This window comes from Massilia sp. Soil_C_3 (genome assembly GCF_057657035.1).
In genome coordinates this window covers 96,346-122,425 of the sequence record NZ_JBDGJG010000008.1, presented here as the reverse complement: position 1 = coordinate 122,425, position 26,080 = coordinate 96,346, and the positions used below count along the sequence as shown (strand labels likewise).

The 26,080-nt window shown below is 65.8% G+C and carries 24 protein-coding genes; 17 read left to right on the top strand and 7 right to left on the bottom strand.

The genetic code is table 11. From position 1 onward, the window contains the following. Window positions 1-10: 10 nt before the first annotated feature. Complete coding sequence (locus tag AC3A6F_RS17725) at window positions 11-1,525, bottom strand: peptide MFS transporter (protein WP_487683005.1); 1,515 nt, start codon at window positions 1,523-1,525, stop codon at window positions 11-13. 139 nt (window positions 1,526-1,664) lie between these two features. Here AC3A6F_RS17725 and AC3A6F_RS17720 point away from each other — a divergent pair, with 139 nt between their 5' ends. The 5 genes from AC3A6F_RS17720 (at window position 1,665) to AC3A6F_RS17700 (ending at window position 9,096) form a co-directional block, all read left to right on the top strand. After that, window positions 1,665-2,654: an amidohydrolase family protein gene (locus AC3A6F_RS17720; RefSeq protein ID WP_487683003.1), complete on the top strand. Its 990-nt coding sequence runs from the start codon at window positions 1,665-1,667 to the stop codon at window positions 2,652-2,654. 105 nt (window positions 2,655-2,759) lie between these two features. Further along, the gene (locus AC3A6F_RS17715; RefSeq protein WP_487683001.1) at window positions 2,760-3,974 is read left to right on the top strand and encodes a beta propeller repeat protein; all 1,215 of its coding nucleotides are present in this window, start codon (window positions 2,760-2,762) and stop codon (window positions 3,972-3,974) included. A 182-nt stretch (window positions 3,975-4,156) separates the two neighbouring features. Then, window positions 4,157-5,389 carry a beta propeller repeat protein gene (locus AC3A6F_RS17710; protein WP_487682999.1) on the top strand — a complete coding sequence of 411 codons (1,233 nt, stop codon included), beginning with the start codon at window positions 4,157-4,159 and terminating at the stop codon, window positions 5,387-5,389. A gap of 144 nt (window positions 5,390-5,533) precedes the next feature. After that, on the top strand, window positions 5,534-7,945 hold the full coding sequence (locus AC3A6F_RS17705; RefSeq protein ID WP_487682997.1) for a glycoside hydrolase family 31 protein: 2,412 nt from the start codon (window positions 5,534-5,536) through the stop codon (window positions 7,943-7,945). Window positions 7,946-8,022: 77 nt separating this feature from the next. Beyond that, window positions 8,023-9,096: a catalase family protein gene (locus AC3A6F_RS17700; RefSeq protein WP_487682995.1), complete on the top strand. Its 1,074-nt coding sequence runs from the start codon at window positions 8,023-8,025 to the stop codon at window positions 9,094-9,096. A gap of 1 nt (window position 9,097) precedes the next feature. On the opposite strand, the gene AC3A6F_RS17695 is transcribed toward AC3A6F_RS17700, so the two are convergent. From AC3A6F_RS17695 to xth, 3 genes are all read right to left on the bottom strand, one after another. Then, entirely contained in the window at window positions 9,098-9,724 is a 627-nt protein-coding gene (locus tag AC3A6F_RS17695; RefSeq protein WP_487682993.1) for a LysE family translocator, read from the bottom strand. Between the two features lie 81 nt (window positions 9,725-9,805). Next, window positions 9,806-10,381 (bottom strand): MliC family protein, encoded by a 576-nt coding sequence (locus AC3A6F_RS17690; RefSeq protein ID WP_487682991.1) that lies wholly within the window; start codon window positions 10,379-10,381, stop codon window positions 9,806-9,808. 77 nt (window positions 10,382-10,458) lie between these two features. After that, window positions 10,459-11,244: an exodeoxyribonuclease III gene (gene xth, locus AC3A6F_RS17685; RefSeq protein WP_487682989.1), complete on the bottom strand. Its 786-nt coding sequence runs from the start codon at window positions 11,242-11,244 to the stop codon at window positions 10,459-10,461. 191 nt (window positions 11,245-11,435) lie between these two features. Here xth and AC3A6F_RS17680 point away from each other — a divergent pair, with 191 nt between their 5' ends. From AC3A6F_RS17680 to AC3A6F_RS17640, 9 genes are all read left to right on the top strand, one after another. After that, window positions 11,436-12,266: an ABC transporter substrate-binding protein gene (locus tag AC3A6F_RS17680; RefSeq protein ID WP_487682987.1), complete on the top strand. Its 831-nt coding sequence runs from the start codon at window positions 11,436-11,438 to the stop codon at window positions 12,264-12,266. 8 nt (window positions 12,267-12,274) lie between these two features. After that, entirely contained in the window at window positions 12,275-12,967 is a 693-nt protein-coding gene (locus AC3A6F_RS17675) for an amino acid ABC transporter permease (protein ID WP_487682985.1), read from the top strand. Window positions 12,968-12,977: 10 nt separating this feature from the next. Further along, a complete protein-coding gene (locus tag AC3A6F_RS17670; protein ID WP_487682984.1) occupies window positions 12,978-13,670 on the top strand; it encodes an amino acid ABC transporter permease in 693 nt (230 codons plus the stop codon). Between the two features lie 13 nt (window positions 13,671-13,683). Beyond that, on the top strand, window positions 13,684-14,412 hold the full coding sequence (locus AC3A6F_RS17665) for an amino acid ABC transporter ATP-binding protein (RefSeq protein WP_487682982.1): 729 nt from the start codon (window positions 13,684-13,686) through the stop codon (window positions 14,410-14,412). Window positions 14,413-14,460: 48 nt separating this feature from the next. Next, window positions 14,461-14,877: a secondary thiamine-phosphate synthase enzyme YjbQ gene (locus tag AC3A6F_RS17660; protein WP_487682980.1), complete on the top strand. Its 417-nt coding sequence runs from the start codon at window positions 14,461-14,463 to the stop codon at window positions 14,875-14,877. Window positions 14,878-14,990: 113 nt separating this feature from the next. After that, complete coding sequence (locus tag AC3A6F_RS17655; protein ID WP_487682978.1) at window positions 14,991-15,530, top strand: hypothetical protein; 540 nt, start codon at window positions 14,991-14,993, stop codon at window positions 15,528-15,530. Between the two features lie 14 nt (window positions 15,531-15,544). Beyond that, complete coding sequence (locus tag AC3A6F_RS17650) at window positions 15,545-15,844, top strand: hypothetical protein (RefSeq protein ID WP_487682977.1); 300 nt, start codon at window positions 15,545-15,547, stop codon at window positions 15,842-15,844. A 136-nt stretch (window positions 15,845-15,980) separates the two neighbouring features. Further along, complete coding sequence (locus tag AC3A6F_RS17645; protein ID WP_487682975.1) at window positions 15,981-17,633, top strand: hybrid sensor histidine kinase/response regulator; 1,653 nt, start codon at window positions 15,981-15,983, stop codon at window positions 17,631-17,633. A gap of 94 nt (window positions 17,634-17,727) precedes the next feature. After that, entirely contained in the window at window positions 17,728-18,717 is a 990-nt protein-coding gene (locus AC3A6F_RS17640; protein ID WP_487682973.1) for an aldo/keto reductase, read from the top strand. Here the strand turns inward: AC3A6F_RS17640 and AC3A6F_RS17635 are convergent. Genes AC3A6F_RS17635 through map form a run of 3 tightly spaced genes read right to left on the bottom strand, consistent with a single transcriptional unit; the run spans window position 18,714 to window position 22,943 of the window. Continuing rightward, entirely contained in the window at window positions 18,714-19,460 is a 747-nt protein-coding gene (locus AC3A6F_RS17635; protein WP_487682971.1) for a pseudouridine synthase, read from the bottom strand. The genes AC3A6F_RS17640 and AC3A6F_RS17635 overlap by 4 nt on opposite strands. Before the next feature lie 44 nt (window positions 19,461-19,504). Continuing rightward, window positions 19,505-22,087: a [protein-PII] uridylyltransferase gene (locus AC3A6F_RS17630; RefSeq protein ID WP_487682969.1), complete on the bottom strand. Its 2,583-nt coding sequence runs from the start codon at window positions 22,085-22,087 to the stop codon at window positions 19,505-19,507. A 10-nt stretch (window positions 22,088-22,097) separates the two neighbouring features. Next, window positions 22,098-22,943: a type I methionyl aminopeptidase gene (map, locus tag AC3A6F_RS17625; RefSeq protein ID WP_487682967.1), complete on the bottom strand. Its 846-nt coding sequence runs from the start codon at window positions 22,941-22,943 to the stop codon at window positions 22,098-22,100. Between the two features lie 272 nt (window positions 22,944-23,215). Here map and rpsB point away from each other — a divergent pair, with 272 nt between their 5' ends. From rpsB to pyrH, 3 genes are all read left to right on the top strand, one after another. Beyond that, window positions 23,216-23,965: a 30S ribosomal protein S2 gene (rpsB, locus tag AC3A6F_RS17620; protein WP_487682965.1), complete on the top strand. Its 750-nt coding sequence runs from the start codon at window positions 23,216-23,218 to the stop codon at window positions 23,963-23,965. Between the two features lie 137 nt (window positions 23,966-24,102). Next, on the top strand, window positions 24,103-25,011 hold the full coding sequence (tsf, locus tag AC3A6F_RS17615; RefSeq protein ID WP_487682963.1) for a translation elongation factor Ts: 909 nt from the start codon (window positions 24,103-24,105) through the stop codon (window positions 25,009-25,011). Between the two features lie 341 nt (window positions 25,012-25,352). Beyond that, window positions 25,353-26,069 (top strand): UMP kinase, encoded by a 717-nt coding sequence (gene pyrH / locus AC3A6F_RS17610; RefSeq protein ID WP_123070380.1) that lies wholly within the window; start codon window positions 25,353-25,355, stop codon window positions 26,067-26,069. The last annotated feature ends 11 nt before the right edge of the window (window positions 26,070-26,080 follow it).

Genomic DNA, 26,080 nt, shown 5'->3' with positions numbered 1-26,080 from the left:
GAAGCCGCCCTTACGCGTGGGCGTGATGCGCAGCGGTCAGGCGCCGCATCAAGGGCAGGGCGGCCAGCGCGATGAAGGTACAGGCGATGGCCGCCAGTCCCAGCTTGTTGAACAGGCTCGTATAGATCGGCAGCGTCTGCAGCGGATCCGTCATCCCTGCCGGCACGCTGGCCATGGTGGCCACCAGGCCGCCCAGGTATTGCGAGATGCCGACCGCGACGAAATAGGCGCCCATCATGAAGCCGCCCATGCGCGCCGGTACGTAGCGCGCGATCATCGCCAGCCCCAGGCCGCTTACCAGCAACTCGCCCAGCGAATACAGGCCGTAGCCCGCGATCATGATCCACGACGAGGTCAGGCCATTCACGGCGAAGGCGCCGGCGAAGCCGTAGGTGAAGAAGCCGGCGGCGACAACCGCGAAGCCGAGCGCGAACTTGGCGGCGATCGACAGGTCCAGGCGGCTGCCGCTGGAACGCGTGTAGATCCAGGCCAGCACCGGGGAGAGGATCATGATCCAGATCGCGTTGAGCGCCTGGAACTGGGCCGGCGACCAGGTGAACAGGTGGCTGCCGAACAGGCTGAAATCGAGGTCGACGTTGCGCAGGGCGAACAGCGACAGTGAGGTCGACATCTGCTGGTAGAAGATGAAGAAGAACACCGTCTGCAGGGTCAGCACCAGCGCCGCCACCAGGCCGGCGCGCTCGCTGGCCTGGCTGGTGCGGATCAGGTGGATGAAGATGCCCAGCACCACCAGGCCGGCGACGTAGACGAACAGGCGCGCCAGCCACTGGTATTCGAGGATGAAGGTCGAGGCGATCACGGTGAGCACGCCGCCGGCCAGTACCAGCGCCAGCTTGCCCCAGTTCAGCGGCAGCTCGTCCGGCGGCGAGCCGATATGGTTCACGGTCCGGCGCAGCACGCCGACCGTGAGCAGGCCAACCCAAAGGCCGACGCTACAGAAGGCGAACGCCATATGCCAGCCCAGGTCACCGCCGGAGGTGGCGTTGAAATGGTCCTTGATCGCCGGCGTGGCCAGCATCGACACGGTCGAACCGACGTTGACCGCCATGTAGTAGATCGTGAAGGCGCTGTCGATCCTGGCGTCGTCGCCTTCGTAGATCTTGCGCACCAGGTTGGCGGTGTTGGGCTTGAACAGGCCGTTGCCGACCACGATCACGCCCAGCGCCACGAAGGTCAGCCAGGTGCCGCTGACCGGGATGCCCATCAGGGCATAGCCCAGCGACAGGATGATGGCGCCGATGATCATGCAGCGGCGGGTGCCGAGCACCTTGTCGCCGATCCAGCCGCCGATGGCCGGGGCCACGTAGATCAGGGCCGCCGCGGCGCCCCACACGAGGGTGGCGCGGGTGTCGTCGAAGCCCAGGCGCTGCACCATGAAGTAGACGATCAGCGCCTGCATGCCGTAGTAGCCGAAGCGCTCCCACAACTCGATCAGGGCCACGGTGAGGAAGGAGCGGGTCTGGCTGACTGGAAGCCCGGACCCGAGGTTCGGCTGCTGCTGCATATGATTCCTTTGACAACGGCGCCGGGCAAGGCCGGCGCAAAACGGATGATTCTATGCCATTCGAATGGAATCCGCAGCCTTGACAGCGGGTGGTGCCATTGCGCTAACATGGTCCGGGTTTCCAGACACCGAGGTTCGAATGAGGCGATTGAGCATCACCACCGGCGCCATCTTCTGCGCCGCCATGGCCGTGGCGGCTTCCGGTCCGGCTTGCGCGGGCGAGGCCCCGGTGCAACTGCGGCCGGCCGCCGATCACCATCAGCACCTGTTCAGCCCCGCAGCGGCGGCCTGGATGTCGTCCTCGATCGCGCTGGCGCCGGTCGACGCCGACGCGCTGGTGGCGCAGCTGGACGCGGCCGGCATCGGGCGCGCGGCGGTGCTGTCGGCGGCCTATGCCTATGGCCTGCCGGCGCGCGCCATCGACCACGAATACGCCCGCGTGCGCGCCGAGAACGACTGGGTCGCGGCCCAGGCCGCGCGCCATCCAGAACGCCTGGTGGCCCTGTGCAGCTTCAATCCGCTCAAGGACTATGCGCTGCTCGAACTGGGACGCTGCGCCACCAGCCCCGGCTTCGGGCGCGGCATCAAGCTCGATTTCGCGGCGTCCGACGTCCAGCTCGACCAGCCCGGCCACGTCGAGCGCCTGCGCCAGGTATTCCGCGCAGCCAATGCGCGCGGCATGGCGATCGTGATGGACATGCGCGCTTCACGTGTGCTCGGACGGCCGTATGGCGCCGCGCAGGCGCGCGTGCTGCTGGAGCAGGTGCTGCCGTATGCGCCCGACGTGCCGGTACAGGTATCGCACCTGGCCGGCAACGGTCCCGGCTTCGGCGATACGCCGGCGCGCGAGGCGCTGGCCGTGCTGGCCGAAGCGGCCGCGCGCCAGGATCCGCGCATGCGCCAGGTCTGGTTCGACGTGGCGGCGGTGGTGCAGGCCGACCTGCCGGCCGACGAGGCGCGCCGCCTGGTGCGGCGCCTGCGCCAGCTGGGCCTGGACCGGGTGCTGTACGGTTCGGACGCGCGCGGCGACAACGAGGAGTCGGATGGCTGGCAGGCGTTCCTGCGCCTGCCGCTGGAAGAAGCCGAGACGGCGCGCGTGGCGCGCAACGTGGTGCCGTATCTGCGCTGAGCCGTCTTTACACTTTCGCGACATTCCGCCGACAATAAACCCGAAAACCCGCGTAGCCGCTTGCCTAGAATTCCCCTGGTTAAAACGACCACCCAGGGGACACGCATGCATCACCACATCAAATTCACCGCCATGGCCATGAGCTGCGCGCTGCTGCTGGCAGGCTGCGGCGGTTCGGACGACGACGACGCCAAGCCGCCAGTCGTGGTCCAGCCGCCGCCGGCGGCGACCACCATCACCACCCTCACCAGCACCGCGCGCGGCATGGAAAGCGTCGCCTACCACGGCGGCAGCGCCTATCTGTCGCTGTCCAACAGCAAGACCGAAGGCTCGGCCGTGCTGAAAGCGACGCTGCCGGTCAGCAGCGCCTCGAACTGGACCCCGGTTCCGCTGGGTGCCTGCGCGATGGGCAAGCAGGGTGACTTCATCGTGCGCGCGCCGAAGCTCAAGATGGTGGGCGACGACATGTGGCTGATGCAGCCGTGGGCCGACCTGCCGGAATCGAAGAACGAGAGTTCGACCTGCACCCTGATGGCGAGCAGTTCAAGCTTCGTGCCGCGCGACCAGGACCTGCGGGTCTGCACCGGGGGCTTCTGCGAAACCCTGTCGATGCAGGACGTCAAGCTGCACGGCAAACGGTTGTACAGCAATCCGGGCGCGGGCGTGAACCTGTTCACCTCGAACAACGGCGGCAATACCTGGACCGTGATGCGCGGCCAGAAGGCCTCGATGGTGTGCACCCCGACCAAGTTCCACGTGCTGGGCGACCGGGTGCTGGTCGGCGGCGAGTGCCCGCTCGACATGGCCTTCGTCGAAGCCTACCAGCTCAATGCCGACGGCAGCGCGCTGGCCAGCGAAGCCAAGCTGGCGCTGAACCTGCCGGCGCTCGAGAACCGCAACGTCCAGTTCATCGAATCGGTCGCGGACACCAAGCGCGTGTTCATCGGCGTCGAGGGTGGTCTGCTGCGCAGCGAGGACAATGGCGTCAGCTTCAAGTTCGTGATCCAGGAACCGCTGTCGGGCTCCAAGAACTATCCGTACATCCGCTCCTTCCTGGCGCTCAAGGGCAAGCCCGACACGATGGTCATCGGCGGCTTCGACAAGGCTACCCAACTGGCCTACCTGGCCTGGTCGAAGGACGGCGGCGCGACCTGGACCGATATTTCGAAGCTGACCCCGAACCACGGCAAGGCGCCGGCGGGCGGCGCGGTCACGACGATCACCGGGATCTTCGAAGATCCGCAGGGCCGCATCCTGGTGACGATGAACGAACTTGGAGAGGGGCAGGGCAAGCTGCTGCTCCTGAACCTGGGCGGCTGATCGTCCGGCTGCATCATCTTACGCGCACTGCATCCGCCCCCGTGCGGATGCAGTGCGCTTACACATTCACGACATTCTGTCGACAATAATCCCCCACACCGGGCAGGTGCCTTGCCTAGAATTCTCTCTTTCAGACAGGGGCCATGCAGGCTCCCGTCGTCATGACAGATTTGGGGATCCGGATGCAACGACACACTTCAATCGCCGCCATCGGCGCGGCCTGCGCGCTGCTGCTGGCCGCCTGCGGCGGTTCGGGCAACGACTACCAGGCGCCGCCACCGCCACCGCCGCCACCCGTTGCGGTGGAACCGGTGACCACCAAGCTCGAGTCGCTATCGAGCACCGCGCGCGCGATGGATAGTGTGGCCTTCTATGGCGGCAGCGCCTACCTGTCGCTGGCCAACAGCGCGACCGAGGGTTCGGCGGTCCTGAGCGCGAAGCTGCCGCTGTCGGCGAGCTCCACCTGGAGTCCGGTAGGCCTGGGCGCCTGCGCCATGGGCCCGGTCGGGGACTTCATCATGCGTTCGCCAAAGCTCAAGATGGTGGGCGGCGACATGTGGCTGATGCAGCCGTGGGCCGACACGCCGGAAGCCAGCAACGGCCATTCGACCTGCACCCTGGTGGCCAACACCGCCAGCTTCGTGCCGCGCGACGGCGACCTGCGCACCTGCAATCCCTACTTCTGCGAGACCCTGTCGATGCAGGACCTCAAGCAGGCCAATAACCGCCTGTACAGCAATGCCGGCGCGGGCAACAACCTCCTGACTTCGAACGACAAGGGCAATACCTGGCAGGTGATCCGCGGCTCGAAGGATTCGCAGATGTGCTATCCCTCCAAGTTCCACGTGCTGGGCGACCGGGTGCTGGTGGGCGGCGAATGCCCGCTCGACATGGCCTTCGTCGAGGCCTATCGCCTGACGGGCGACGGCGGCGCGCTGGCCAGCCAGGACAAGCTGCCGGTCACGCTGCCCGAGATGGAAAACCGCAACGTCCAGTTCATCGAATCGGTGCCGGATACGCAAACGGTCTTCGTCGGCGTCGAGGGCGGCCTCCTGCGCAGCGGCGATAATGGAAACAGCTTCAAGTTCGTGATCCACGAGCCGCTCTCGGACGGCAAGGGCTATCCCTATATCAGCGCCTTCCTGCCGCTCAAGGGCAAGCCGGAGAGCCTGGTGGTCGGCGGCTTCGACAAGATGCACGGCCGGCCCTACCTGGCCTGGTCGAAGGACGGCGGCAATACCTGGACCGACATCTCGACCCTGGTGCCCGGCTATGAGCGCAAGACCGACGACGAGTACAGCACGCCTTCGGTCTCGGCGCTCATGCAGGATCCGGACGGCCGCATCATCGTGGTGACCAACGAGCGCGCCGACGGCCAGGGACGCCTGATGCAGCTGACCCTGGGAACAAAGTAAGAGTCGGAAGCAAGCTTCAGATTGTCTTCAGCGCCCCATGCCTGCCCAGCGCAGCGTGGGGCGTTTCGTTTGCGTCAAGACTGTCTGCGCGGGCCGAATTCTGTCATGCTCTCGCCTGCACCTCACCACAACGATAATGAAGACATGACCAAAGCCCCGATTGCCCGCCTGGCGCTCAGCCTGGCCGCCATTCCGCTCGCAGCCAGCCCGCTCGCCTACGCCCAGAACGCCGAACGCCAGCTGGCCGGCGTGACGCGCAACCAGAATACCCTCGAGATCGCGACCAACGACGGCCGCTACCTGATCAAGCCCTATTCGAGCACGATCGTCGAGACCACCTTCATCCCCAAGGGCGAGCGCTTCGATCCGGCCTCGCACGCGGTGATCCTGGCGCCGGTGCAGGTGCAGGCCACGCTCCGCGACGAAGATGGCCGCATCACCTATGCCGTCGACGGCGGCATCAGCGTGACGGTCGACAAGCGGCCTTTCCGCATCAGCTATGCGTACAAGGGCAAGCCGCTGGTGGCCGAGAAGCGGGGCTTCGGGCGCGCCGACGGCCATGATACGATCGAATTCGCGCTCGAAGACGGCGAGGCCCTGTACGGCGCCGGCGCGCGCGCGGTGGGCATGAACCGCCGCGGCCATCGCTTCCAGCTCTACAACAAGGCGCATTACGGCTATGCCGAGCGCTCCGAGCTGCTCAACTACACGATTCCGGTCGCGCTATCGTCGAAAAAGTACGCGATCCACTTCGACAATCCACAGATCGGCTGGCTCGATTTCGACAGCCGCAAGGACGGCACCCTGCGCTACGAAGTGATCGGCGGGCGCAAGACCTACCAGGTCGTGGCCGGCGACAGCTGGGACCACCTGATGGCCGGCTACACCGGTCTGACCGGCCGCCAGCCGCTGCCGCCGCGCTGGGCCTTCGGCAACTTCGCCAGCCGCTTCGGCTACAAGACCGAGGCCGAGACGCGCGCCGTGGTCGACAGGTTCGCGCAAGAGAAGATCCCGCTCGACGCCGTCATCCTCGACCTCTACTGGTTCGGCAAGACCGTGCAGGGCACGATGGGCAACCTGGCCTGGGACCGCGACACCTTCCCCAACGCCGAGAAAATGATGGCCGACTTCAAGGAGAAGGGCGTCAAGACGGTGGTGGTCACCGAACCGTTCGTGCTGACCACGTCAAAGCGCTGGAATGAAGCGGTGGACAAGAAGGTGCTGGCCACCGACAAGGCGGGCAAGCCCTACACCTACGATTTCTATTTCGGGAACACCGGCCTGATCGACCTCTACAAGAAGGAAGGCCGCGACTGGTGGTGGAGCATCTACCGCGACCTCAAGAAGGGCGGCGTCACCGGCTGGTGGGGCGACCTGGGCGAGCCCGAGGTCCATCCATCCGATCTGCAGCACGCCACCGGCTCGGCCGACCAGGTGCACAACGTGTATGGCCACGACTGGGCGCGCCTGATTGCCGAGGGCTACAAGCAGGAATTCCCGGCCGAGCGTCCGTTCATCCTGATGCGCGCCGGCTACTCGGGTTCGCAGCGCTTCGGCATGATCCCGTGGTCGGGCGACGTCGCCCGCAGCTGGGGCGGCCTGCAGTCGCAGATGGAGATCTCGCTGCAGATGGGCATGCAGGGCCTGGCCTATATGCACTCCGACCTGGGCGGTTTCGCCGGCGCGGTGCTGGACGACGAGCTGTACGTGCGCTGGCTGCAGTATGGCGTGTTCCAGCCGATCTTCCGTCCGCATGCGCAAGAGGCGGTGGCGTCCGAGCCGGTGTTCCGCTCCGAACGGACCAAGGTGCTGGCGCGCGAAGCGGTGTGGCTGCGCTATGCGATGCTGCCGTATAACTACACCATCGCCTTCGACAACGAGCAGACCGGCATGCCGCTGATGCGTCCCCTGATGTTCGTCGAGCTAGACGCGGCCCAGCCGGCCGAGCGTTCGACCACCTATCTGTGGGGCCCCGACTTCCTGGTCACGCCGATCGTGCAGCCGGGCGCCACCCGCGCCGAGGTCTACTTCCCGAACAGCGGCAGCGTGTGGTTCGACTTCCATACCGGCCAGGCGCACAAGGGCGGCATCCTCGAGACCGTGAAGCCGGTCGAGGCCAATATCCCGGTCTATGTGCGCGCCGGCGCCTTCGTGCCGATGGCGAAGGCGATGCAGACCACGCGCGACTACACCGGCCGCGAGATCGACCTGCATTACTATCACGATGCATCGGTGAGCGCCTCGAACGGCAAGCTGTATGACGACGATGGCGAGACCGCGGGCGCCTATGAGCAGGGCAAGTACGAGATCGTACGCTTCGACAGTAAATTCACGGACAAGCGCCTCGAGATCGGCTTTTCGACCGAGACCGGCAAGGCGATGGTGGCCAAGGAACGGGCCTTCGCGCTCAAGGTCCACAATGTGCAGGCAAAGCCGCGCGGCGTGACAGTCGACGGACGCGAGGCCGGCTTCATCTTCAACGCCCAGCAGCACCTGCTTGAAGTGCTGGTCCCGGCGCGCAAGGGCCAGGCGGCGCAGGTGGCGATCTCGCTGTGAGCCGCCTCGGTGCAGTGGCGAACATCGCATCGTCGTGAACCCCGCTACATTGGATGCTCCACTCCGAGGAGCATCCAATGACTTCCCCCAGCAATCCGATTCCCTACCGTCCCGACCTCGAATACTCCGCGCTCGACGAGGAAGAAACCATCCACGCCCTGCAGGTCGTGTTCGCGAACATGGCCAAGAAGGTGGCCGACGCCGAGGGCCATGCGCATCGCGCCGTGCACGCCAAGGGCCATGCCCTGGTGCGCGGCAAGCTGACCATCCTCGACGGGCTGCCGCCGCAGTTGGCGCAAGGGCTGTTCGCCCAGGCCGGCACCCATGAGGTGCTGCTGCGCTGGTCGTCGCCGCCGGCCGAGCAGCTTCCGGACGGCGTCTCGACCCCGCGCGCGGTCGCCATGAAGGTACTGGACGTGCCGGGCGAACGCCTCGATGCCGCCAAGCAGGGCAACTCGCAGGACTTCCTGATGGTGAACGGCCCGGCCTTCAATGCGCCCGATCCGCAGACCTTCCTCAAGAACGTCAAGCTGCTGGCGGCCACCACCAACCGCACCGAAACCGGCAAGAAGATCGTCTCGGCCGTGCTGCGCGGCGCCGAGGCGGCGCTCGAGGCGGTAGGGGGCGAAAGCGGGTCGCTCAAGGCCATGGGCGGCGAGCCGCAACACCATCCGCTGGGCGAGACCTATTTCAGCCAGACGCCTTACCTGTACGGCCAGCACATGGCCAAGTTCTCGCTGGCGCCGGTGGCGCCGGCCCTGCAGGCGCTGGATGGTTCAGCGATCGAGGGCGGGGACGACGCCCAGCGCGAAGCGATCCGTGCGCACTTCGCGGCCGGGGGCGGGGAGTGGGAACTGCGGGTCCAGCTGAACGTCGATACCGACAAGATGCCGATCGAGGATGCCTCGGTCGCCTGGCCGCAGGACCTGAGCCCCTATGTCGCGGTGGCGCGCGTGACGCTCGCACCGCAAACCAGCTGGGACGCCGGCTCGCAGCGCCTGGAAGACGAAACCGCCTTTGACCAGTGGAACTGCCTGGCCGCGCACCGTCCCCTTGGCGCCGTCAACCGCGCGCGGCGCCAGGTGATGGCCGTCTCGCGTGACTTCCGCTCGGAGTTCAACCGCTGCCCGATCCACGAACCGGCGGCCTGAATCAGCGCGCCACGATCAGGCGCAGCCCCAGTCCGATGAACACCGCGCCCGCGATCCGGTCCAGCCACATGCCGGCCGTGGGCGTGCGGTTGAGCCACTGGCCAATCGTGCCCGAAAAATAGCCGAGCGCGCCGAAGATGACGGCCGCCTGCAGGGTGAACACGATGCCCAGCAGGCCGATCTGCAGGTTGGCGTCGCCGCGCGCGGCCACCACGAACTGCGGCAGGAAGGAAAGAAAAAACAGCACTACCTTGGGATTGATGGCCGCGGCCACCAGTCCTTTCACGAATAGCCGTCCGGCCGGCTCGTCGGATGCGCCGGCGGTCGTTACGCGCGCCCCGCCGCGGCTCCTGATCGCGCCCCATCCCATCCAGATCAGGTACAGCCCGCCCACCACCTTGAGCGCGGTGAAGGCCGTCGGCGAGGCCGCGATCAGCGCGCTGACCCCGATCACCGCCAGCACCGTATGGCTGATGCAGCCGAAAGCGCAACCGAGCCCGAAGGCGATGCCGCGCAGGCGACCCTTGGCGATGCCGGTGCTGAGCACCATCAGGTTGTCGGGGCCGGGGGAGAGGGTGATCAGGATGGCGGCGGCGAGAAAGCCGAAGAGTTGTTCGGGCGAGAGCATGGGGACGTGGAAAAGAAAACGGACGAACAGCTTAACGCATGTTCGTCCGCGCAGGTCAGTTCGGCAGCGCTGCCGGCCGGATTACGACTTCTTGCAGCTCAGCTCCTTGGCCTTGGCGCCCCACTTGATGGTGACCTTGCCCTGGTGTTCCTTGAATTCCTCGCTGCGGTTGCCGTAGGCGATGCCGCTGGCAGTTTTTTCGCCGCGCAGCAGCACGTTTTCCTTGTTGCGCACCGCGACCATCGAGGCCGGCGTGGTATCGAGGAAGGTGGCGCTGATCTTGCTGCCGTCGCTGCAGGTGAAGGCGACCGGGCCGGTGGTCTTGACCAGCTTGTAGCTCGACTGCAGCTGCAGGATGCGGGTGCCGTAGGCGTTGTTGATGCAGCCGTTCATGTCCTTGGACTCGGCGCACGCCTTGACGCTGTCCCACCACTTGGTGTGCTGCTCCTGCAGTTCCTTGCTGGGGCCGGCGTCGAGTTTTTCGAGTGCGGCGCGGTACAGCGCAAAGACCAGGCCTTCGGATTCGGCCGAGCCGGGATGCTGGCAGACCTTGGCTTCGGCGCTGCCGATGCCGCGCGCGCAAAAGCCCGGCATCGAGACTGCCTGGGCGCCCAGCGGCAGGGCCAGGACGGCGGCGGCGATGAGTAGTCGTTTCATGGTGTGCTCCTTGTTATGCAATGGTGGTGGGGGCGCTGCGGCGTCTTGCGCAAGCGCCGGTCAAGAGACGCAAATTTTTACGGTGTGACCTTCGCCAGGTCCAGTTCGATCCAGGTCGGCGCATGGTCGCTCGGCTTTTCGCGGCCGCGCACGAACTTGTCGACCCCGGCGTCCTTCAGCGCCGGCTGCAGCCTGGGGCTGAGCAGCAGGTGATCGATGCGGATGCCGGCGTCGCGCCCGAAGGCGTTGCGGAAGTAATCCCAGAAGGTGTAGATCGTCTCGTCCGGGTGGATGGCGCGCAGCGAATCGAGCCAGCCCTGTTCGATCAGGCGTTCGAAGGCGGCGCGCGTCTCGGGACGGAACAGGGCGTCGTCGACCCAGCGCTCCGGCTTGTAGACGTCGCGCTCGGTGGGGATGACGTTGAAGTCGCCCGCCAGCACGGCCGGTATGCCCTGTGCCAGCAGCTCCTGGCCGCGCAGGCGCAGGCGCTCCATCCAGGCCAGCTTGTAGTCGAACTTGGGGCCGGGGGCCGGATTCCCGTTCGGCAGGTAGAGACCCGCGATGAGGATGCCTTTATAGACGGCCTCGATGTAGCGGCTTTGTTCGTCGGTCTCGTCGCCCGGCAGGCCGCGCTGGACCTCTTGCGCCGGCTCGCGCGTGAGGATCGCCACGCCGTTCCAGCTTTTCTGGCCGTGCCACAGCGCGTGGTAGCCGGCGTCCTCGATCGCCTGCAGCGGAAATTTGTCCTGCGGGGCTTTGAGCTCCTGCAGGCAGACGACGTCGGGCGCTCGCTCGCCGAGGTACTGGACGAGGGCGTCCAGCCGGCTGTTGATGCTATTGACATTGTAGGTTACGACGAGCATGGCTTCTCCGATCGGGTTGAGGTAATTATGGCAACAATTTGCAGCGCAAGGCGCACGGGTAGCAACGCCGGCGCCGATCTATATGAGTTTTTCGACATTTTCTTATGGCAAATGAGTCGTTTTTCGATATAAGCGTTTGTTCTATACTCGAAGGAATCGCAATCGTCATCGTCATCGTAGCCGGAGCATCAATGATCACTCGCCGTCACCTCATCCTGAGCACCTTCGCCCTGGGCGCTTCCTTGTCCGCCAGCCTTGCGCAAGCCGACCAGCTGGCCGACATCAGGCAGAAGGGACAGATCGTGTTCGGCGTGCTCGGCACCGATGAACCGAACAGCTTCATCGACCCGAAATCGCGCCAGCTGGTGGGTTACGAGATCGACGTCGCCAATGCGGTGGCCAAGAAGCTGGGCGTCAAGCCGGTGTTCAAGCAGATTTCGGTCGCCGCCCGCATTCCCGAGCTGCAGCAGGGCCACGTCGACATCCTGGCCGCTTCGCTCACCCACAACAAGGAGCGCGAATCGCAGGTGGACTTCGCGCTGACCCACTTCGTGACCGGCTCCAAGGTCATGGTGCGCGCGGCCAGCGGCATCACCGGCTTGCCCCAGCTGGCCGGCAAGAAGGTGCTGACCGTGCGCGGCGGCACCCAGGAAACGAATATCCGCAAGGCGGTGCCGAACGTCGAGGTGGTGACCTTCGAAAATACCCAGCAAGCCTTCCAGGCGCTGCGCCAGGGGAAGGGCGTCGCCTACGTCAACGACGAATCCTCGCTGCTGTCCGACTACGGCAAGCTGGGCCCGGCCGCCAAGGGGTTCACGATCCTGGCGCCGTCGATCGGCAACGAGCCGCTCGCGCTCGGCCTGCGCAAGGGCGAGAAGGGCCTGAAGGCGGTGGTCGACCAGACCCTGCGCGAGCTGGAAAGCAGCGGCGCCGCCGAGCAGCTGTTCAATAAATGGTATGGCCCCGGCACCCGCACCAACCTGGCCAAGCGCGGCTTCAAGATCCATACCGATCAGATCTGAGTCTGGTCTTGTTCTTCGATCCGACCATCCTGCAGTCCGGCCAGTACCACGACTGGCTGGTGCAGGGATTCATCCTGTCGATCCAGCTGACCGTCATCAGCTTCGCCTTCGCGCTGCCCTTCGGCGCGCTGGTGGCGGTGATGCGCACCTCGACCTTCGCGCCCCTGCGCGCACTAGGCACGACCGTCGTCGAGGCGATCCGCAACGTGCCGCTGCTGGCGCACCTGCTGTTCTGGTACTTCGCCTTTCCCGAACTGCTGCCGGAAAGCGCGCGCGAAGTCCTGTATGCGAACAATCCCGAAGTGGTCTGCGCCGTCATCGCCCTCGCCCTGTACGCCGGCGTGCACATGGCCGAGGACATCCGCAGCGGCATCCGCGCCATCCCGGCGACCCAGCTCGAGGCCGCGCGTTCGCTGGGCTTGGGCCGCGTGGCCGCGGTGCGCCTGGTGCTGCTGCCGCAGGCGCTGCGCGCCTCGGTGCCGCCGCTGCTGTCGCAGACCGTCAACCTGTGGAAGGACACCAGCGTGGCCACCGTCATCGGCGCCGCCGAACTGATGTACCAGGCCGCGCGCGTGGAAACGGCCAGCTTTCGCAGCCTGGAGGCGTTCACTTTCGCCACGCTGGCCTACCTGACGGTCTCGCTTGTGATCTCGCTGCTGGCCCACCTGTTCCAGCGCCGTTATCCGGTACCGACGACCTGAGAGGCGGCGCATGCTCGAACTGATCGATACCTACTGGCTATACTTCCTGGTCGGCCAATATCCCGAAGGGCCGCTGGGTGGCCTGGTGCTGACCATCCTGCTGTCGGGCGCGGCGCTGGTGCTGGCGATGCCGCTCGGCCTGCTGCTCGGCATCGCCCGCGTCAGCCCGTATCGCGCCATCAGCCTGCCGGTGGCCGGTCTGGTCCAGGTGGTGCGCGCCGTGCCGCTGCTGCTGGTGCTGTTCTGGGTGTACTTCTTCCTGCCCGCCGTCACCGGCGTCAAGACCTCGCAGGCGACCACGATGCTGATGGTGCTGGTGGTGTTCGACAGCGTCTACCTGGCCGAGATCGTGGCCGCCGGCATGCGTGCGCTGCCCAAAGGGCAGCTGGAAAGCGCCCGTTCGCTGGGGCTCGGCTATGGAGCCGCGCTGCGTCACGTGGTGCTGCCGCAGACCCTGCGCCATGGCCTGCCGTCGATCGTCAACCAGCTGGTCTCGACCATCAAGGCGACCTCGCTCGGCTACATCATCGGCCTGTCCGAAGTCTCGTTCATCGCCACCCAGATCAATACCCTGGTGTTCACCCAGGCGGTGGAGGTGTACCTCATCCTGGCGCTGACCTATTTCATCCTGTGTTTCGGCCTGTCCCGGCTGGCCTTCCTGCTCGAGCGGCGCCTGCAACGGCGTGCTGGGCAGGCATCATGAAAGCCCATGAACGATGATCGTTCTCGATAAAGTCAATAAATACTATGGCGACTACCACGCGCTGGTGGACATCACCGAGCGCGTCGACAACAACGAGGTGCTGGTGGTGTGCGGGCCTTCCGGTTCCGGCAAGTCGACCCTGATCCGCACCCTCAACCGGCTGGAAGAAATCGACGCCGGCCGCATCGAGATCGACGGCCGCGACATCCACGCCAAGGGCTTTGATGCCAATGCGCTGCGCGCCGGCATCGGTTTCGTGTTCCAGAGCTTCAACCTGTTCCCGCACCTGACGGTGCTCGAAAACTGCACGCTGGCGCCGGTCAGGTTGAAACGGGCGACGAAGCTCGAGGCGCGCGACTACGCGATGCAGCTGCTCGAGCGGGTCGGCCTGGCGCACAAGGCCGACGCCTATCCGAACGCGCTGTCGGGCGGCCAGCAGCAGCGGGTGGCGATCGCGCGCGCGTTGGCCATGCGTCCGCCGATCATGCTGTTCGACGAGCCGACCAGTGCGCTCGACCCGGAGATGGTGGGAGAGGTGCTGCAGGTGATGCGCTCGCTGGCGGGCGAGGGCATGACCATGGTCTGCGTGACCCACGAAATGGGCTTTGCGCGCGACGTGGCCGACCGGATCTGGTTCATGGCCGAGGGGAAGATCCTGGAGAAGGCCACGCCGCAGGAATTCTTCGCCCATCCGCAACACCCGCGCGCGCAGCAGTTCCTGGCCGACCGCCGCCGGAACTAGCAGCGCTGCTATGATGAGGCCTTCCGGCTCCGATCACAGGACAGCGGCATGGCGCATCAAACCATCCTCGAATTCTCCACCGGCGGGCGCGGCACCCGCGACATCACGCGCGACGTCGCCGCGGTGGTCGCGGCATCAAAGCTGCAATGCGGCCTGGTCCACGTCTTCGTGCAGCACACCAGCTGCTCGCTGCTGCTCACCGAGAACGCCGACGGCGACGTCCGGCGCGACCTGGAAACCATCGTCTCGCGCCTGGCGCCGGACGGCGACCCGGCCTACCGCCACGACGCCGAAGGGCCGGACGATATGTCGGCCCACGGCCGCACCATGCTCACCGACAGCGCGCTCACGATTCCGGTCGGGGCAGGGAATATGCTGCTGGGCACCTGGCAGGGCATCTACCTGTGGGAGCACCGCACGGCGCCGCACCGGCGGCGCGTGGTCGTCACGGTGCTGGGCGGCTAAAGACGTATGCACTTCATGACGGTGGCATGGAATCCGTTGGCGCCGTAGATCGGGGCCGCGACTTCTGGTAACGTGAGGCGCTTGAGCTCCTCCACCTCCAGCCCGGGAACCCCATGCACGCAGCCTCCACCAGCCGTCGCCGCACCCTCCTGACTCTCCTGGCGCTGTGCGCCGAACTGGCCCTGCTCGCGCGCGAGCATCTGCATGGCGGCGTGCTGGCGCATCACCTGCTGGCCAATCCCGACCTGCCGGCAGTCTCCAACTGGTGGGGCCTGCTGCTGGTGCCGCTGCTGACCTGGTGGACCGTCGGCAGGGTCGAGCGCCGCGCGCGACTTGCCGCCAGCGGCGGATCCTCGCTCAAGCCGGCGCCCCTCATCGCTTTCCTGTGCGCGCTGGCCTATGGAGCCACGCTGGCGGCGCTGTTCGCGGCCGGCAGCCCGCTGGTCGATTACCTCTTCTTCGGCCTGCTGGCGCTGGCGCTCGTGGTGCGCCTGTGGCATGCCGAGTATCTGCTGGGCTTCGTGCTGGCCATGAGCTGGGTGGCCGGCCCGGTCCTGCCCGCCATGTTCGGGGCGGTTATCGCGCTGTCCTCCTGGCTGGTGCACACGGCGGCGCGGGCCGTGTGGCGCCGCTTGCGTCCAGGCATGGCTTGAGCGGACCGCCTGTCTTGAGCCATCCTTTCCTGCTGTTCGCCACGATCTTCCTCATCCTCGCCATCGTGCTGTACGCAGCGCCCGGGCGCAAGCTGCTCAACTTCGTGCATTACCCGACGGCACAGGACCAGGCCGCGCGCCTGAACCGCTACGCGGCGCTGCGCCTGCTGCTGCCGGCGCCGGTCAACCTGGGCTGCGCCTGGGCAGTGGCCAAGCGGCCCGGCCTGATGGTGCCGATGACCTTCCTGACGCCGCTGTCGGTGCTGGGCGTGGTGGTCTGGATCGCGATCGGGGCCAGGCGCTTCGGCGCCTGAACGCCGTCCAGGCGCGATTGCAAGACCCGGGGCAAACTTTCCCGGACGTTCCGTGTGGCCGTGTGCGCCGCTTTGTTCCTATAATTGGCGGCCAGCCGGCGAGTTGTCGGCCAGATTTCGCCACCTCCGACCACCCATGACGTCCAGCACCGCCACCCTCGACGAAGAAGCGCGTCTCGCCGTCCTCGATTCCTACGGCATCCTCGATACGCCGCCCGAGCGCTCGTTCGACGACGTCGTGCGCCTGGTCAGCCAGCTGCTGTCGGCGCCGATCGCCGCGGTCAACCTGATTGCGCGCGGGCGGCAGTGGTTCAAGTCCGAGATCGGCCTGGGCACGCGCGAGATGCCGCTGGACGACTCGATCTGCCGCTTCGCGCTGCTCGAAGAGCAGCAGTTGATCGTGCCCGACACGCGCGATGATCCGCGTTTCAGGTGCAATCCGCTGGTGACGAAGGATGCCGGTTTGCGCTTCTATGCCGGGGCCCTGCTCAAGACGCGCGACGGCGTGCCGCTCGGCACCCTGTGCGTGCTGGATGACAAGCCGCGGCCGCAGGGCTTGAGCGAGCAGGAACAGTTCGTGCTGGCCACCCTGGCGCACCAGATCATGAGCCAGATCGAGCTGCGCAAGGCCATGGCCGAGCAGGACGCCCTGATCGCCGCGTTGCGCCAGGCCGACCAGCGCAAGGACGAGTTCCTCGCCATGCTTGCGCACGAGCTGCGCAATCCGCTGGCGCCGATCGTCTCGGCCGCAACCATGCTGTCCAACTTCAACCTCGACCCCGCCATGGTGCAGCGGGCCAGCGAGATCGTGGCGCGCCAGGCCGGCCACATGACGTCGCTGATCGACGACCTGCTGGACGTCTCGCGCGTCACGCGCGGCAAGGTGGAACTCGAGCTGCGCGAGCTGGACTTCAAGGACGTCATCGCCGACGCCGTCGAACAGGTGCGGCCGCTGATCGAGAAGCACCGGCACCGCCTGACCCTGGACTTGCCGCCGGCGCGCGCCGTCGTGGTCGGCGACCGCAAGCGCCTGGTGCAGGTCATGACCAACCTGCTCAGCAACGCCGCCAAATACACCCTCGAAGGCGGACGTATCGAGGTGCGCCTGACGACCGATGGCGCTGCGCTCGGCCTCGAGATCCGCGACGACGGCATCGGCATGTCGCCCGAACTGATCGCCTGCGCCTTCGACCTGTTCGCGCAAGGCGCGCGCGGCCTGGACCGCAGCCAGGGTGGCCTGGGCATCGGGCTGGCGCTGGTGCGCAGCCTGCTCAAGCTGCACGGCGGCGCGGTCAGCGCCAGCAGCGACGGCCCGGGACAGGGCAGCACCTTCCACGTCAGCTTGCCGCTGTCGACGCGCGCACAGATCGAGCGGCGCGCGCGCGACCGCAACGCCCCGCAGGGCAAGCTGCCGGCGCTGCGCATCGGCGTGGTCGACGACAACGAGGACGCAGCGGTCACCTTGTCGCTGCTGCTCGAAACCCTGGGGCATACGGTACTGGTCGCCCATTCCGCGCGCGAGGCATTGGCCGCGCTGCCGGGCTTCGGGCCGGACGTCTGCCTGCTCGACATCGGCCTGCCCGAGATGAACGGCTACGAGCTGGCCGCCGCGCTCCGCAAGAAGCCCGGGGCGTCGCAGGCGATCCTGATCGCGGTGACGGGTTATGCGCAAGAGAAGGACCGGGCGCTGGCGCTGGCGGCGGGTTTCCACGACCTGTTCGCCAAGCCGGTCGATCTCGACGTGCTGGGCGCCGCGCTGGTGCAGATCGAGAGCCGGCGCGCGGCCTGAAGGCGTTGTTTCGCCGCAGCGCTGGCGTGCGCCGACGTCGCGGTCAGGCAGGCAGAATCTGTCCCATCATGAGCAGTCGAGAAAGGACAGAACGATGACGCAGCGCTATCAACCGATCACGCGCCTGGGCCTCGGCGGCACCGGCCTGGGTGATATGTACCACCACACGGGCGAAGATGCGGCGCAGTCCACCGTCGACGCCGCCTGGGACGCCGGCATCCGCTATTTCGACACCGCGCCGCACTACGGCGCCGGGCTGTCCGAGCACCGTTTCGGCCAGGCCTTGCGGCGCCGTCCGCGCAATGAGTACACGCTGTCGTCCAAGGTCGGCCGCATCCTGGCGCCGAGCGAAACACCCGAGATCGCCGCGCCTTTCGTGGGTGGCTTGCCGTTCCGGCGCATCACCGACTACACGGCCGACGGCGCGCGCCGCTCGATCGAGGACAGCCTGCAGCGTATGGCGCTGTCGCACATCGATATCGTCTACGTGCACGACCTGTCGCCGGACCGTTTCAGCCAGGCCGAGTACGAGCACTACTACGCGATCGCGGCCGGCCGCGGCGGGGCCTTCGAGGGACTGGTGAAGCTGCGCGACGAGGGCGTGATCAAGGGCTGGGGGCTGGGCGTAAACACGGTCGACCCCTGCCTGCGCGCGCTGCGCGATTCCGACCCCGACATCTTCCTGCTGGCCGGGCGCTACACGCTGATGGAAACCACGCCATTGGACGAGCTGTTCCCGCTGTGCGAGGCGCGCGGCGCGAAGGTGGTGCTGGGCGGGCCGTTCAACTCGGGCTTCCTGGCGGGCGGCCCCAATTACGATTACGGTCCGGCGGACGAAGACAAGATCGCGCAGCGCGAGCGCCTGCGCCAGGTGGCGGCGCGCCACGGCGTCGACCTGCCGGCGGCGGCGCTGCAGTTCGGCCTGGCGCATCCAGTGGTGGCGGCCACCATCCCCGGCGCCAGCAGCGTGGCGCACCTGCAGCGCAATGCGGCGCTGATGGACATCGTGATCCCGCCGGCGTTCTGGGAAGCGCTGAAGGCCGAGGGCCTGCTGGCGGGGGACGCGCCGCTACCGAACGGTTAGAACTGCTCGTCAGGGGCCAGGTAGCGCCATTGGCCCTCGGGCAGGTTGCCCAGCTTGACCTTCCCAATGCGCACGCGCTTCAAGCCCACGACCTTCAGCCCGACCATATCGCACATGCGGCGGATCTGGCGTTTCTTGCCTTCGCGCAGGGTAAAACTGAGTTGGTCGTCGTTCTGCCAGCGCACCTTGGCCGGCAGCAGCGGTTTACCGTCCATCCACAAGCCGTGGTTCAGCTTTTTCAGGTCGCTGTCGGGCAGCTTGCCCGGCTTGGTGTACTGCACCCGCACCAGGTATTCCTTGTCGACCGAGGTGGTCTCGCCGATCAGGTGCTTGGCGATGCGGCCGTCCTGCGACAGCACGAGCAGGCCCACCGAATCGATGTCCAGGCGACCGCACGGCACCAGGCTGCGCAACTGGGTCGGATGGAACTGCTCGGGCGCCGGATCGTCCGCCCAGCGGTTCTCGGGCTTGATCAGGGCGATCGCCGGCGTATAGCCGTCCTCGGCCTGGCCGCTGACATAGCCGACCGGCTTGTTGATCAGGATGGTCACGCGTTTCGATTGCTCGGCCGCGGCCTGGCGCTCGACCGTGATGCGCTGGGTGGGCAGCACTTTGCTGCCCAGTTCCGAGACGACCTTGCCGTCCACCCGCACCCAGCCGCGGGCGATCCATTCATCGGCTTCGCGGCGCGAGCAGAGGCCGAGTTCGGACATACGTTTGGAGAGGCGGAGCGGTTCGGTCATCGGTAAAGCTTTACTGTAAAAAGGGGTGAATCAAACGTTGAGGGCTAGACCTTCAGTGCATCAAGAAGATCGGTCTCTAGCTGCACCTGGGTGCGTGGATTGTTCAGGGCCGGGCCGTCGATCAGGAACACGTCCTCGACGCGCTCGCCCAGGGTCATGATCTTGGCGGTGTGCAGATTCAGCCGGTAGCGCGCCAGCACGCTGGCGATCGCGTACAACAGGCCCATGCGGTCGTTGGCGGCGATCGACAGCACATGGAACTGGCCGCGCTCGTCCGGCCGCAGTTCGACCGTCGGCGTGATCGGGAAGGTGCGCGCCACGCGCGACAGGCGCCCGCGCGCCAAGGGCGGCAGCGGCTCCTGCGACAGCAGTTGCGAGCACAGCTCGTGCTCGATCAGGCTGATGATGTCGCGGTAGCTGCCGGCGAAGTTCTCGTCCGCCACCAGGAAGCTGTCCAGCGCATAGCCGTGGCGCGTGGTGTGGATCTTGGCGTCCAGGATGCTGAAGTTCTTGCGGTCGAAGTAGCTGCAGATGCGTGCGAACAGGTCGGGCTGGTCCTTGACGTAGACCGCCACCTGCAGGCCTTCGCCGATCGGCGCCAGCCGCGCCCTGACCACGGGCTTGTCGGCGTCGACCTTGTCGACCAGCGCGCGCGTCTGCCAGGCGATATCGGAGGCGTCGTGGCGCAGGAAGTAGGCCACGTCGAGCTGCTTCCACAGCGCTTCGTGGGCATTGGCGTCCAGGCCGAACAGGCGCAGGGTGGCCAGCGCTTCCTTCTGGCGCGTGCGCAGCTCGCGGTCGGCCGAATGCGGCTCGCCGCCCAGCACGCGCAAGGTGACCTTGTACAGGTCTTCCAGCAGCTTGGCCTTCCAGGCGTTCCACACCTTGGGACTGGTGCCGCGGATGTCGGCGACCGTCAGGAGGTAGAGCGCGGTCAGATGCCGCTCGTCCTTCACCACGGCGGCGAAGGCCTGGATCACGTCCGGGTCGGACAGGTCCTGCTTCTGCGCCACCGTCGACATGGTCAGGTGCTGCTCGACCAGGAACACCACCAGTTCGGTGTCTTCCTCGCCGATGCCGTGCTCGCGGCAGAACCCGCGCGCGTCATCCATGCCGAGCTTGGAATGGTCGCCGCCGCGGCCCTTGGCGATGTCGTGGAACAGGGCCGCCACGTACAGCAGCCAGCGGTCGTGGAAGTCGGCGATCAGCTGGCTGCAGAACGGATATTCGTGCGCGTGTTCCGGCATTGTGAAGCGGCGCAGGTTGCGGATCACCATCATGATATGCTGGTCCACGGTGTACACGTGGAACAGGTCGTGCTGCATCTGGCCGACGATCTTGCGGAAGGCGGGCAGGTAGCGGCCCAGGATGCCGAACTCGTTCATGCGGCGCAGCGCGTGCACCAGGCCGCGCGGCGCCTGCAGCACGCGCAGGAACAGCGCCTTGTTCGCCGGGTCGGCGCGGAAGGCCTCGTCGATCAGGGTGCGCGCATGCCACAGCGCGCGGGTGGCGCGCGCCGTCATGCCCTTCAGTTCGCGGCGCTCGGTCATCGCCACGAACAGCTCGAGGATGGCGGCCGGATGCTGCTCGAAGGTGTCGTCGGCCACGACGTCGATCAGGCTGCCCACCTGGGTGAAGTGGGCGCTGATCGGGACGGCCACCGCCGGCTGCGGGAACAGCTGGGCCTCGATGTTCTGCAGCAGAATCGTATTCAACTGCGTCACGGTCTTGGCGGCCCAGTAGTAGCGTTGCATCAAAAATTCGCTGGCGCGGCGCGCATCCGGGCCTTCGCCGCTGGCGGTGAGGCCCAGGGTGCCGGCGATCGCGGTCTGGACGTCGAACACCAGCCGGTCTTCGCGCCTTTTCGTATGCAAGTGCAGGCGGATGCGGATGTCCTTGAAGGCGCTTTCCTTTTCCAGCAGCTGGCGCGCTTCCATGCGCGTGATCAGGCCGCGCGTGGCGAGCTGGCCGAAGGTGTCGGCAAGACCCGCGGCCTTGGCCACCCACAGGATCACCTGCAGGTCCCGCAGCGCGCCCGGGCTTTCCTTGACGTTCGGTTCGAGCGCGAAGGCGGTGTATTCGTACTTGGCGTGGCGCAGCCGCATCTCGGCGGTCTTGGCCTGGAAGAAGGCTTGCGGATCGAGGGCGTCGCGGTAGCGCCGCTGCAGCTCCTCGAACAGCGGCGCGCTGCCGGTGACCAGGCGCGCTTCCAGCAGGCTCGTTTGCACGGTGATGTCGGCGGCGGACTCGACGAGGCACTCGTCCACGGTGCGGATGCTGTGGCCGATCTCCAGGCCCAGGTCCCACAGCAGCTGGACCAGGCCTTCCAGGCGCGCCTGGGTGATGGCGTCGGCCGGCTGTCCCAGCAGGATCAAGAGGTCGACGTCGGAATAGGGGAACAGTTCGCCGCGCCCGTAGCCGCCCACGCCCACCAGGGCGGTGTGCTCAGGCAGGCCGGCGGCCTGCCAGGCATCGAGCAGCACGCCGTCGACCACCTGGCGCAGGCCGCGCAGGAGTTTTTCGGGCTTGCCGTCTTCCTGGAAGGCCTGGAACGCCAGCTGGCGTTCGGCCTTCAGGCGCTGGCGCAGCGTGGTGCGGGCGGTGTCGAGCAGTGCGGCCTGTCCCATGGGCTTCCCTTCAGGCCGCGGCCAGGGTCGGCACCGCGCCCGGGTTCAAGAGCGGCAGCACGATGGCGGGCGGCGGCGGGCTGCCGGCCGACATCGTCAGCACCTCGACCCCGGTCTCGGTCACCAGCACCGTGTGTTCCCACTGGGCCGACAGGCTGCGGTCTTTCGTCTTGATGGTCCAGCCGTCCGGCATTTCCTTGATGTCGCGGCGACCCGCGTTGATCATCGGCTCGATGGTGAAGATCATGCCCGGCTTGAGTTCCTCAAGGGTGCCGGGGCGGCCGTAGTGCAGCACCTGCGGCTCTTCGTGGAACACGCGGCCCACGCCATGGCCGCAGAATTCACGCACCACGCTGTAGCCGGCCTTCTCGGCGTGCTGCTGGATCGCATGGCCGATGTCGCCCAGGTGCTTGCCCGGCTTGACGGCGGCGATGCCCAGCCACATGCACTCGAAGGTGATCTCGGACAGGCGGCGCGCCATGATCGAAGGCTCGCCGACCAGGTACATGCGGCTGTTGTCGCCGTGGTAGCCGTCCTTGGTGATCGGGGTGATGTCGATGTTGAGCGCATCGCCCGATTTCAGCACGCGCTCGCCCGGGATGCCGTGGCAGATCACGTCGTTGAGCGAGGCGCAGATCGAGCCGGGGAAGGGCGGGTAGCCGGGCGGGGCATAGTTCAGGGTCGCCGGGGTCGTGCCTTGGACGTTGACCATGTATTCATACGCCAGGCGGTCGAGTTCGCCGGTGGTGACGCCGGGCTTCACGAACGGGGTGATATAGTCGAGCACTTCCGAGCCGAGGCGGCAGGCAACGCGCATGCCTTCGATTTCTTCGGGAGTTTTGGGAGTGGAGGCCATAGGGATTCTTATCCTGCAGTAGTCGATGCAATGAGTGTGCAATAAGGGTCCATTATAGAGGAAACATTCCTTCCTCAGGGTCGCGGCGGCCCCCGACTCCACGTCACGCTTGAATAAAATAGCAAATCCCGCTAGAATCTCGGGTTGCTCGGATTCGCATCGAGCAATGTTGTAAAAACTGTACCTTTAATTTATTGAAATCGCGAATGTGGCCCTAAAAGGGTGCCTGACTGGTGACTGGCCACATTCAAGACCCAACCCTGGAGAATTACATGTCCGTTACTATGCGTGAAATGCTGGAAGCCGGTATCCACTTTGGCCACCAGACCCGTTTCTGGAACCCAAAGATGGCGCCGTTCATCTTCGGTCATCGCAACAAGATCCACATCATCAACCTGGAAAAAACCATGGCGATGTACCAGGATGCGATGAAAACCATCAAGCAGATCTCGGCCAACCGCGGCACCATCCTGATGGTCGGCACCAAGCGTCAGGCACGCGACATCATCGCCGCTGAAGCCCAGCGCGCTGGCGTGCCTTACGTCGACCAGCGCTGGCTGGGCGGCATGCTGACCAACTTCAAGACCATCAAGACCTCGATCAAGCGCCTGAAAGACATGGAAGCGCAAGTCGAAGACGGTTCGGTCGAGAAGATGTCGAAGAAAGAAGCGCTGCTGTTCTCGCGCGAAATGGAAAAGCTGCAAAAGTCGATCGGCGGCATCAAGGACCTGGGCGGCGTGCCTGACGCGATCTTCGTCGTCGACGTCGGCTACCACAAGGGCACCATCACCGAAGCCGGCAAGCTGGGCATCCCGGTCATCGGCATCGTCGATACCAACCACTCGCCAGAAGGCGTGACCCACATCATCCCGGGTAACGACGACTCGTCGAAAGCGATCACCCTGTACGCACGCGGCGTCGCCGATGCGATCCTGGAAGGCCGCGCCAACGCCACCAACGAAGTCGTTGAAATGGTCAAGGCTGGCGGCGACGACTTCGTCGAAGTTTCCGAGCAGGCATAAGTGACGGCGGGTCAATGACCCGCTGACACATCGAAGGGGGCGCCGCACACACGAGCCCCCCTTTTTTTAAGCTGAATACCTGTGGGGCGTTGTTGTAACGACCTGCAACCCGGATAAAACATTTAGGAGAAATCAACATGGCAGCGATTACTGCAGCGATGGTAGGCGAACTGCGCGCGAAGACCGACGCGCCAATGATGGAATGCAAAAAAGCACTGACGGAAGCCGATGGCGACATGGGTCGTGCTGAAGAGATCCTGCGCGTCAAGCTGGGCGGCAAGGCATCGAAGGCATCGGCACGCATCACCGCCGAAGGCGTCGTGGCAACCTACATCTCCGGCAACGTCGGCGCGCTGGTCGAAGTCAACAGCGAAACCGACTTCGTCGCCAAGAACGAAGAATTCCTGGCCATGGTCAACCTGGCCGCCAAGCTGGTCGCCGAGAACAATCCGGCCGACGTCGCTGCCCTGGCAGCGCTGCCGCACGACGGCAAGACCTTCGACGACGTGCGTACCAGCCTGATCGGCAAGATCGGCGAGAACATGACCGTGCGTCGCTTCCAGCGTTTCGAAACCACCGGCAAGCTGGCTTCGTACCTGCACGGCACCCGCATCGGCGTCATCGTCGACTTCGAAGGCGCGGACGAGCAAGTCGGCAAGGACCTGGCCATGCACATCGCTGCCATGAAGCCAGTCGCTCTGTCGTCGGAGCAAGTGCCTGCTGAAATGATCGAAAAAGAGCGTTCGGTCGCCGAACTGAAGGCCAAGGAAGACGCTGAAAAAGCTGTCGCCGAAGGCAAGCAGCCGCAATCGGACGAAATCGTCGCCAAGCGTATCGACGGTTCGGTGCAGAAGTACCTGAAAGAAGTTTCGCTGCTGAACCAGGCATTCGTGAAGAACGACAAGCAGTCGATCGAGCAATACCTGAAAGCATCGAACACCAGCGTCAAGGCATTCGCCATGTACGTGGTGGGCGAGGGCATCGAGAAGAAGGTCGACGACTTCGCAGCAGAAGTTGCAGCCCAGATGGCTGCAAACAAGCAGTAATCAAAAAGAACGGGCCGCAAGGTCCGTTTTTTTAAGGTGGGATCGTTTGTGTGTTGCGGCCATGAAGTATTTCCTGGTTGCACGGCAAACTGGGGTTCCCGCCTTCGCGGGAACGACGTTGATGGGGCGCGGGCCGAAGAAGGCTCCGCAGTCCGCACCCTTCGCACGTCGTTCCCGCGCAGGCGGGAATCCAAGTCTGCATGCTTACCAGCGGCGCGACTCACCGACCGCGCCCGCCTTACAATGCCATCGCCTCCAAGGCAGATGAGATCGCAGCCCAAGGGCCGGCGATCGGACCCGAATTCGCACCATCGAAACATCACATTAGGAGCCGCTTCATCATGTCAAAACCAGCCTACCAACGAGTCCTCCTGAAACTGTCCGGCGAAGCGCTGATGGGCGACGACCCGTTCGGCATCAACCGCGCCACCATCGAGCGCATGGTGGCCGACGTGGCGGAAGTGGCGAAGCTGGGCGTGCAGGTGGCGGTCGTGATTGGCGGCGGCAACATCTTCCGCGGCGTCGCTCCTGGCGCCCAGGGCATGGACCGCGCCACTGCCGACTACATGGGCATGCTGGCCACCGTCATGAACGCGCTGGCCCTGGCCGACGCCATGCGCCACGTCGGCATCACCGCTCGCGTCATGTCGGCGATCGGCATCGAGCAGGTGGTCGAGCCGTATGTGCGCCCGAAAGCCCTGCAATACCTGGAAGAAGGCAAAGTGGTCGTGTTCGCCGCCGGCACCGGCAACCCGTTCTTCACCACCGACACCGCGGCCGCCCTGCGTGGCGCCGAGATCTCGGCCGAGATCGTCCTGAAGGCCACCAAGGTCGACGGCGTCTACAGCGCCGACCCCAAGAAAGACCCGCACGCGACGCGTTACGAAAGCATCACGTTCGACGAAGCGATCGCCAAGCACCTGCAAGTGATGGACGCCACCGCGTTCGCGCTGTGCCGCGACCAGAAACTGCCGATCAAGGTGTTCTCCATCGTCAAACCCGGCGCGCTGACCCGCGTGATCATGGGTGAAGACGAGGGTACACTGGTACACGTTTAAATATTTACTGA

Coding starts and splice junctions, on each gene's coding strand:
- AC3A6F_RS17725 (WP_487683005.1), bottom strand. CDS start 1,525: ATGCAGCAGCAGCCGAACCTCGGGTCCGGGCTTCCAGTCAGCCAGACC.
- AC3A6F_RS17720 (WP_487683003.1), top strand. CDS start 1,665: ATGAGGCGATTGAGCATCACCACCGGCGCCATCTTCTGCGCCGCCATG.
- AC3A6F_RS17715 (WP_487683001.1), top strand. CDS start 2,760: ATGCATCACCACATCAAATTCACCGCCATGGCCATGAGCTGCGCGCTG.
- AC3A6F_RS17710 (WP_487682999.1), top strand. CDS start 4,157: ATGCAACGACACACTTCAATCGCCGCCATCGGCGCGGCCTGCGCGCTG.
- AC3A6F_RS17705 (WP_487682997.1), top strand. CDS start 5,534: ATGACCAAAGCCCCGATTGCCCGCCTGGCGCTCAGCCTGGCCGCCATT.
- AC3A6F_RS17700 (WP_487682995.1), top strand. CDS start 8,023: ATGACTTCCCCCAGCAATCCGATTCCCTACCGTCCCGACCTCGAATAC.
- AC3A6F_RS17695 (WP_487682993.1), bottom strand. CDS start 9,724: ATGCTCTCGCCCGAACAACTCTTCGGCTTTCTCGCCGCCGCCATCCTG.
- AC3A6F_RS17690 (WP_487682991.1), bottom strand. CDS start 10,381: ATGAAACGACTACTCATCGCCGCCGCCGTCCTGGCCCTGCCGCTGGGC.
- xth (WP_487682989.1), bottom strand. CDS start 11,244: ATGCTCGTCGTAACCTACAATGTCAATAGCATCAACAGCCGGCTGGAC.
- AC3A6F_RS17680 (WP_487682987.1), top strand. CDS start 11,436: ATGATCACTCGCCGTCACCTCATCCTGAGCACCTTCGCCCTGGGCGCT.
- AC3A6F_RS17670 (WP_487682984.1), top strand. CDS start 12,978: ATGCTCGAACTGATCGATACCTACTGGCTATACTTCCTGGTCGGCCAA.
- AC3A6F_RS17665 (WP_487682982.1), top strand. CDS start 13,684: ATGATCGTTCTCGATAAAGTCAATAAATACTATGGCGACTACCACGCG.
- AC3A6F_RS17660 (WP_487682980.1), top strand. CDS start 14,461: ATGGCGCATCAAACCATCCTCGAATTCTCCACCGGCGGGCGCGGCACC.
- AC3A6F_RS17655 (WP_487682978.1), top strand. CDS start 14,991: ATGCACGCAGCCTCCACCAGCCGTCGCCGCACCCTCCTGACTCTCCTG.
- AC3A6F_RS17645 (WP_487682975.1), top strand. CDS start 15,981: ATGACGTCCAGCACCGCCACCCTCGACGAAGAAGCGCGTCTCGCCGTC.
- AC3A6F_RS17640 (WP_487682973.1), top strand. CDS start 17,728: ATGACGCAGCGCTATCAACCGATCACGCGCCTGGGCCTCGGCGGCACC.
- AC3A6F_RS17635 (WP_487682971.1), bottom strand. CDS start 19,460: ATGACCGAACCGCTCCGCCTCTCCAAACGTATGTCCGAACTCGGCCTC.
- AC3A6F_RS17630 (WP_487682969.1), bottom strand. CDS start 22,087: ATGGGACAGGCCGCACTGCTCGACACCGCCCGCACCACGCTGCGCCAG.
- map (WP_487682967.1), bottom strand. CDS start 22,943: ATGGCCTCCACTCCCAAAACTCCCGAAGAAATCGAAGGCATGCGCGTT.
- rpsB (WP_487682965.1), top strand. CDS start 23,216: ATGTCCGTTACTATGCGTGAAATGCTGGAAGCCGGTATCCACTTTGGC.
- tsf (WP_487682963.1), top strand. CDS start 24,103: ATGGCAGCGATTACTGCAGCGATGGTAGGCGAACTGCGCGCGAAGACC.
- pyrH (WP_123070380.1), top strand. CDS start 25,353: ATGTCAAAACCAGCCTACCAACGAGTCCTCCTGAAACTGTCCGGCGAA.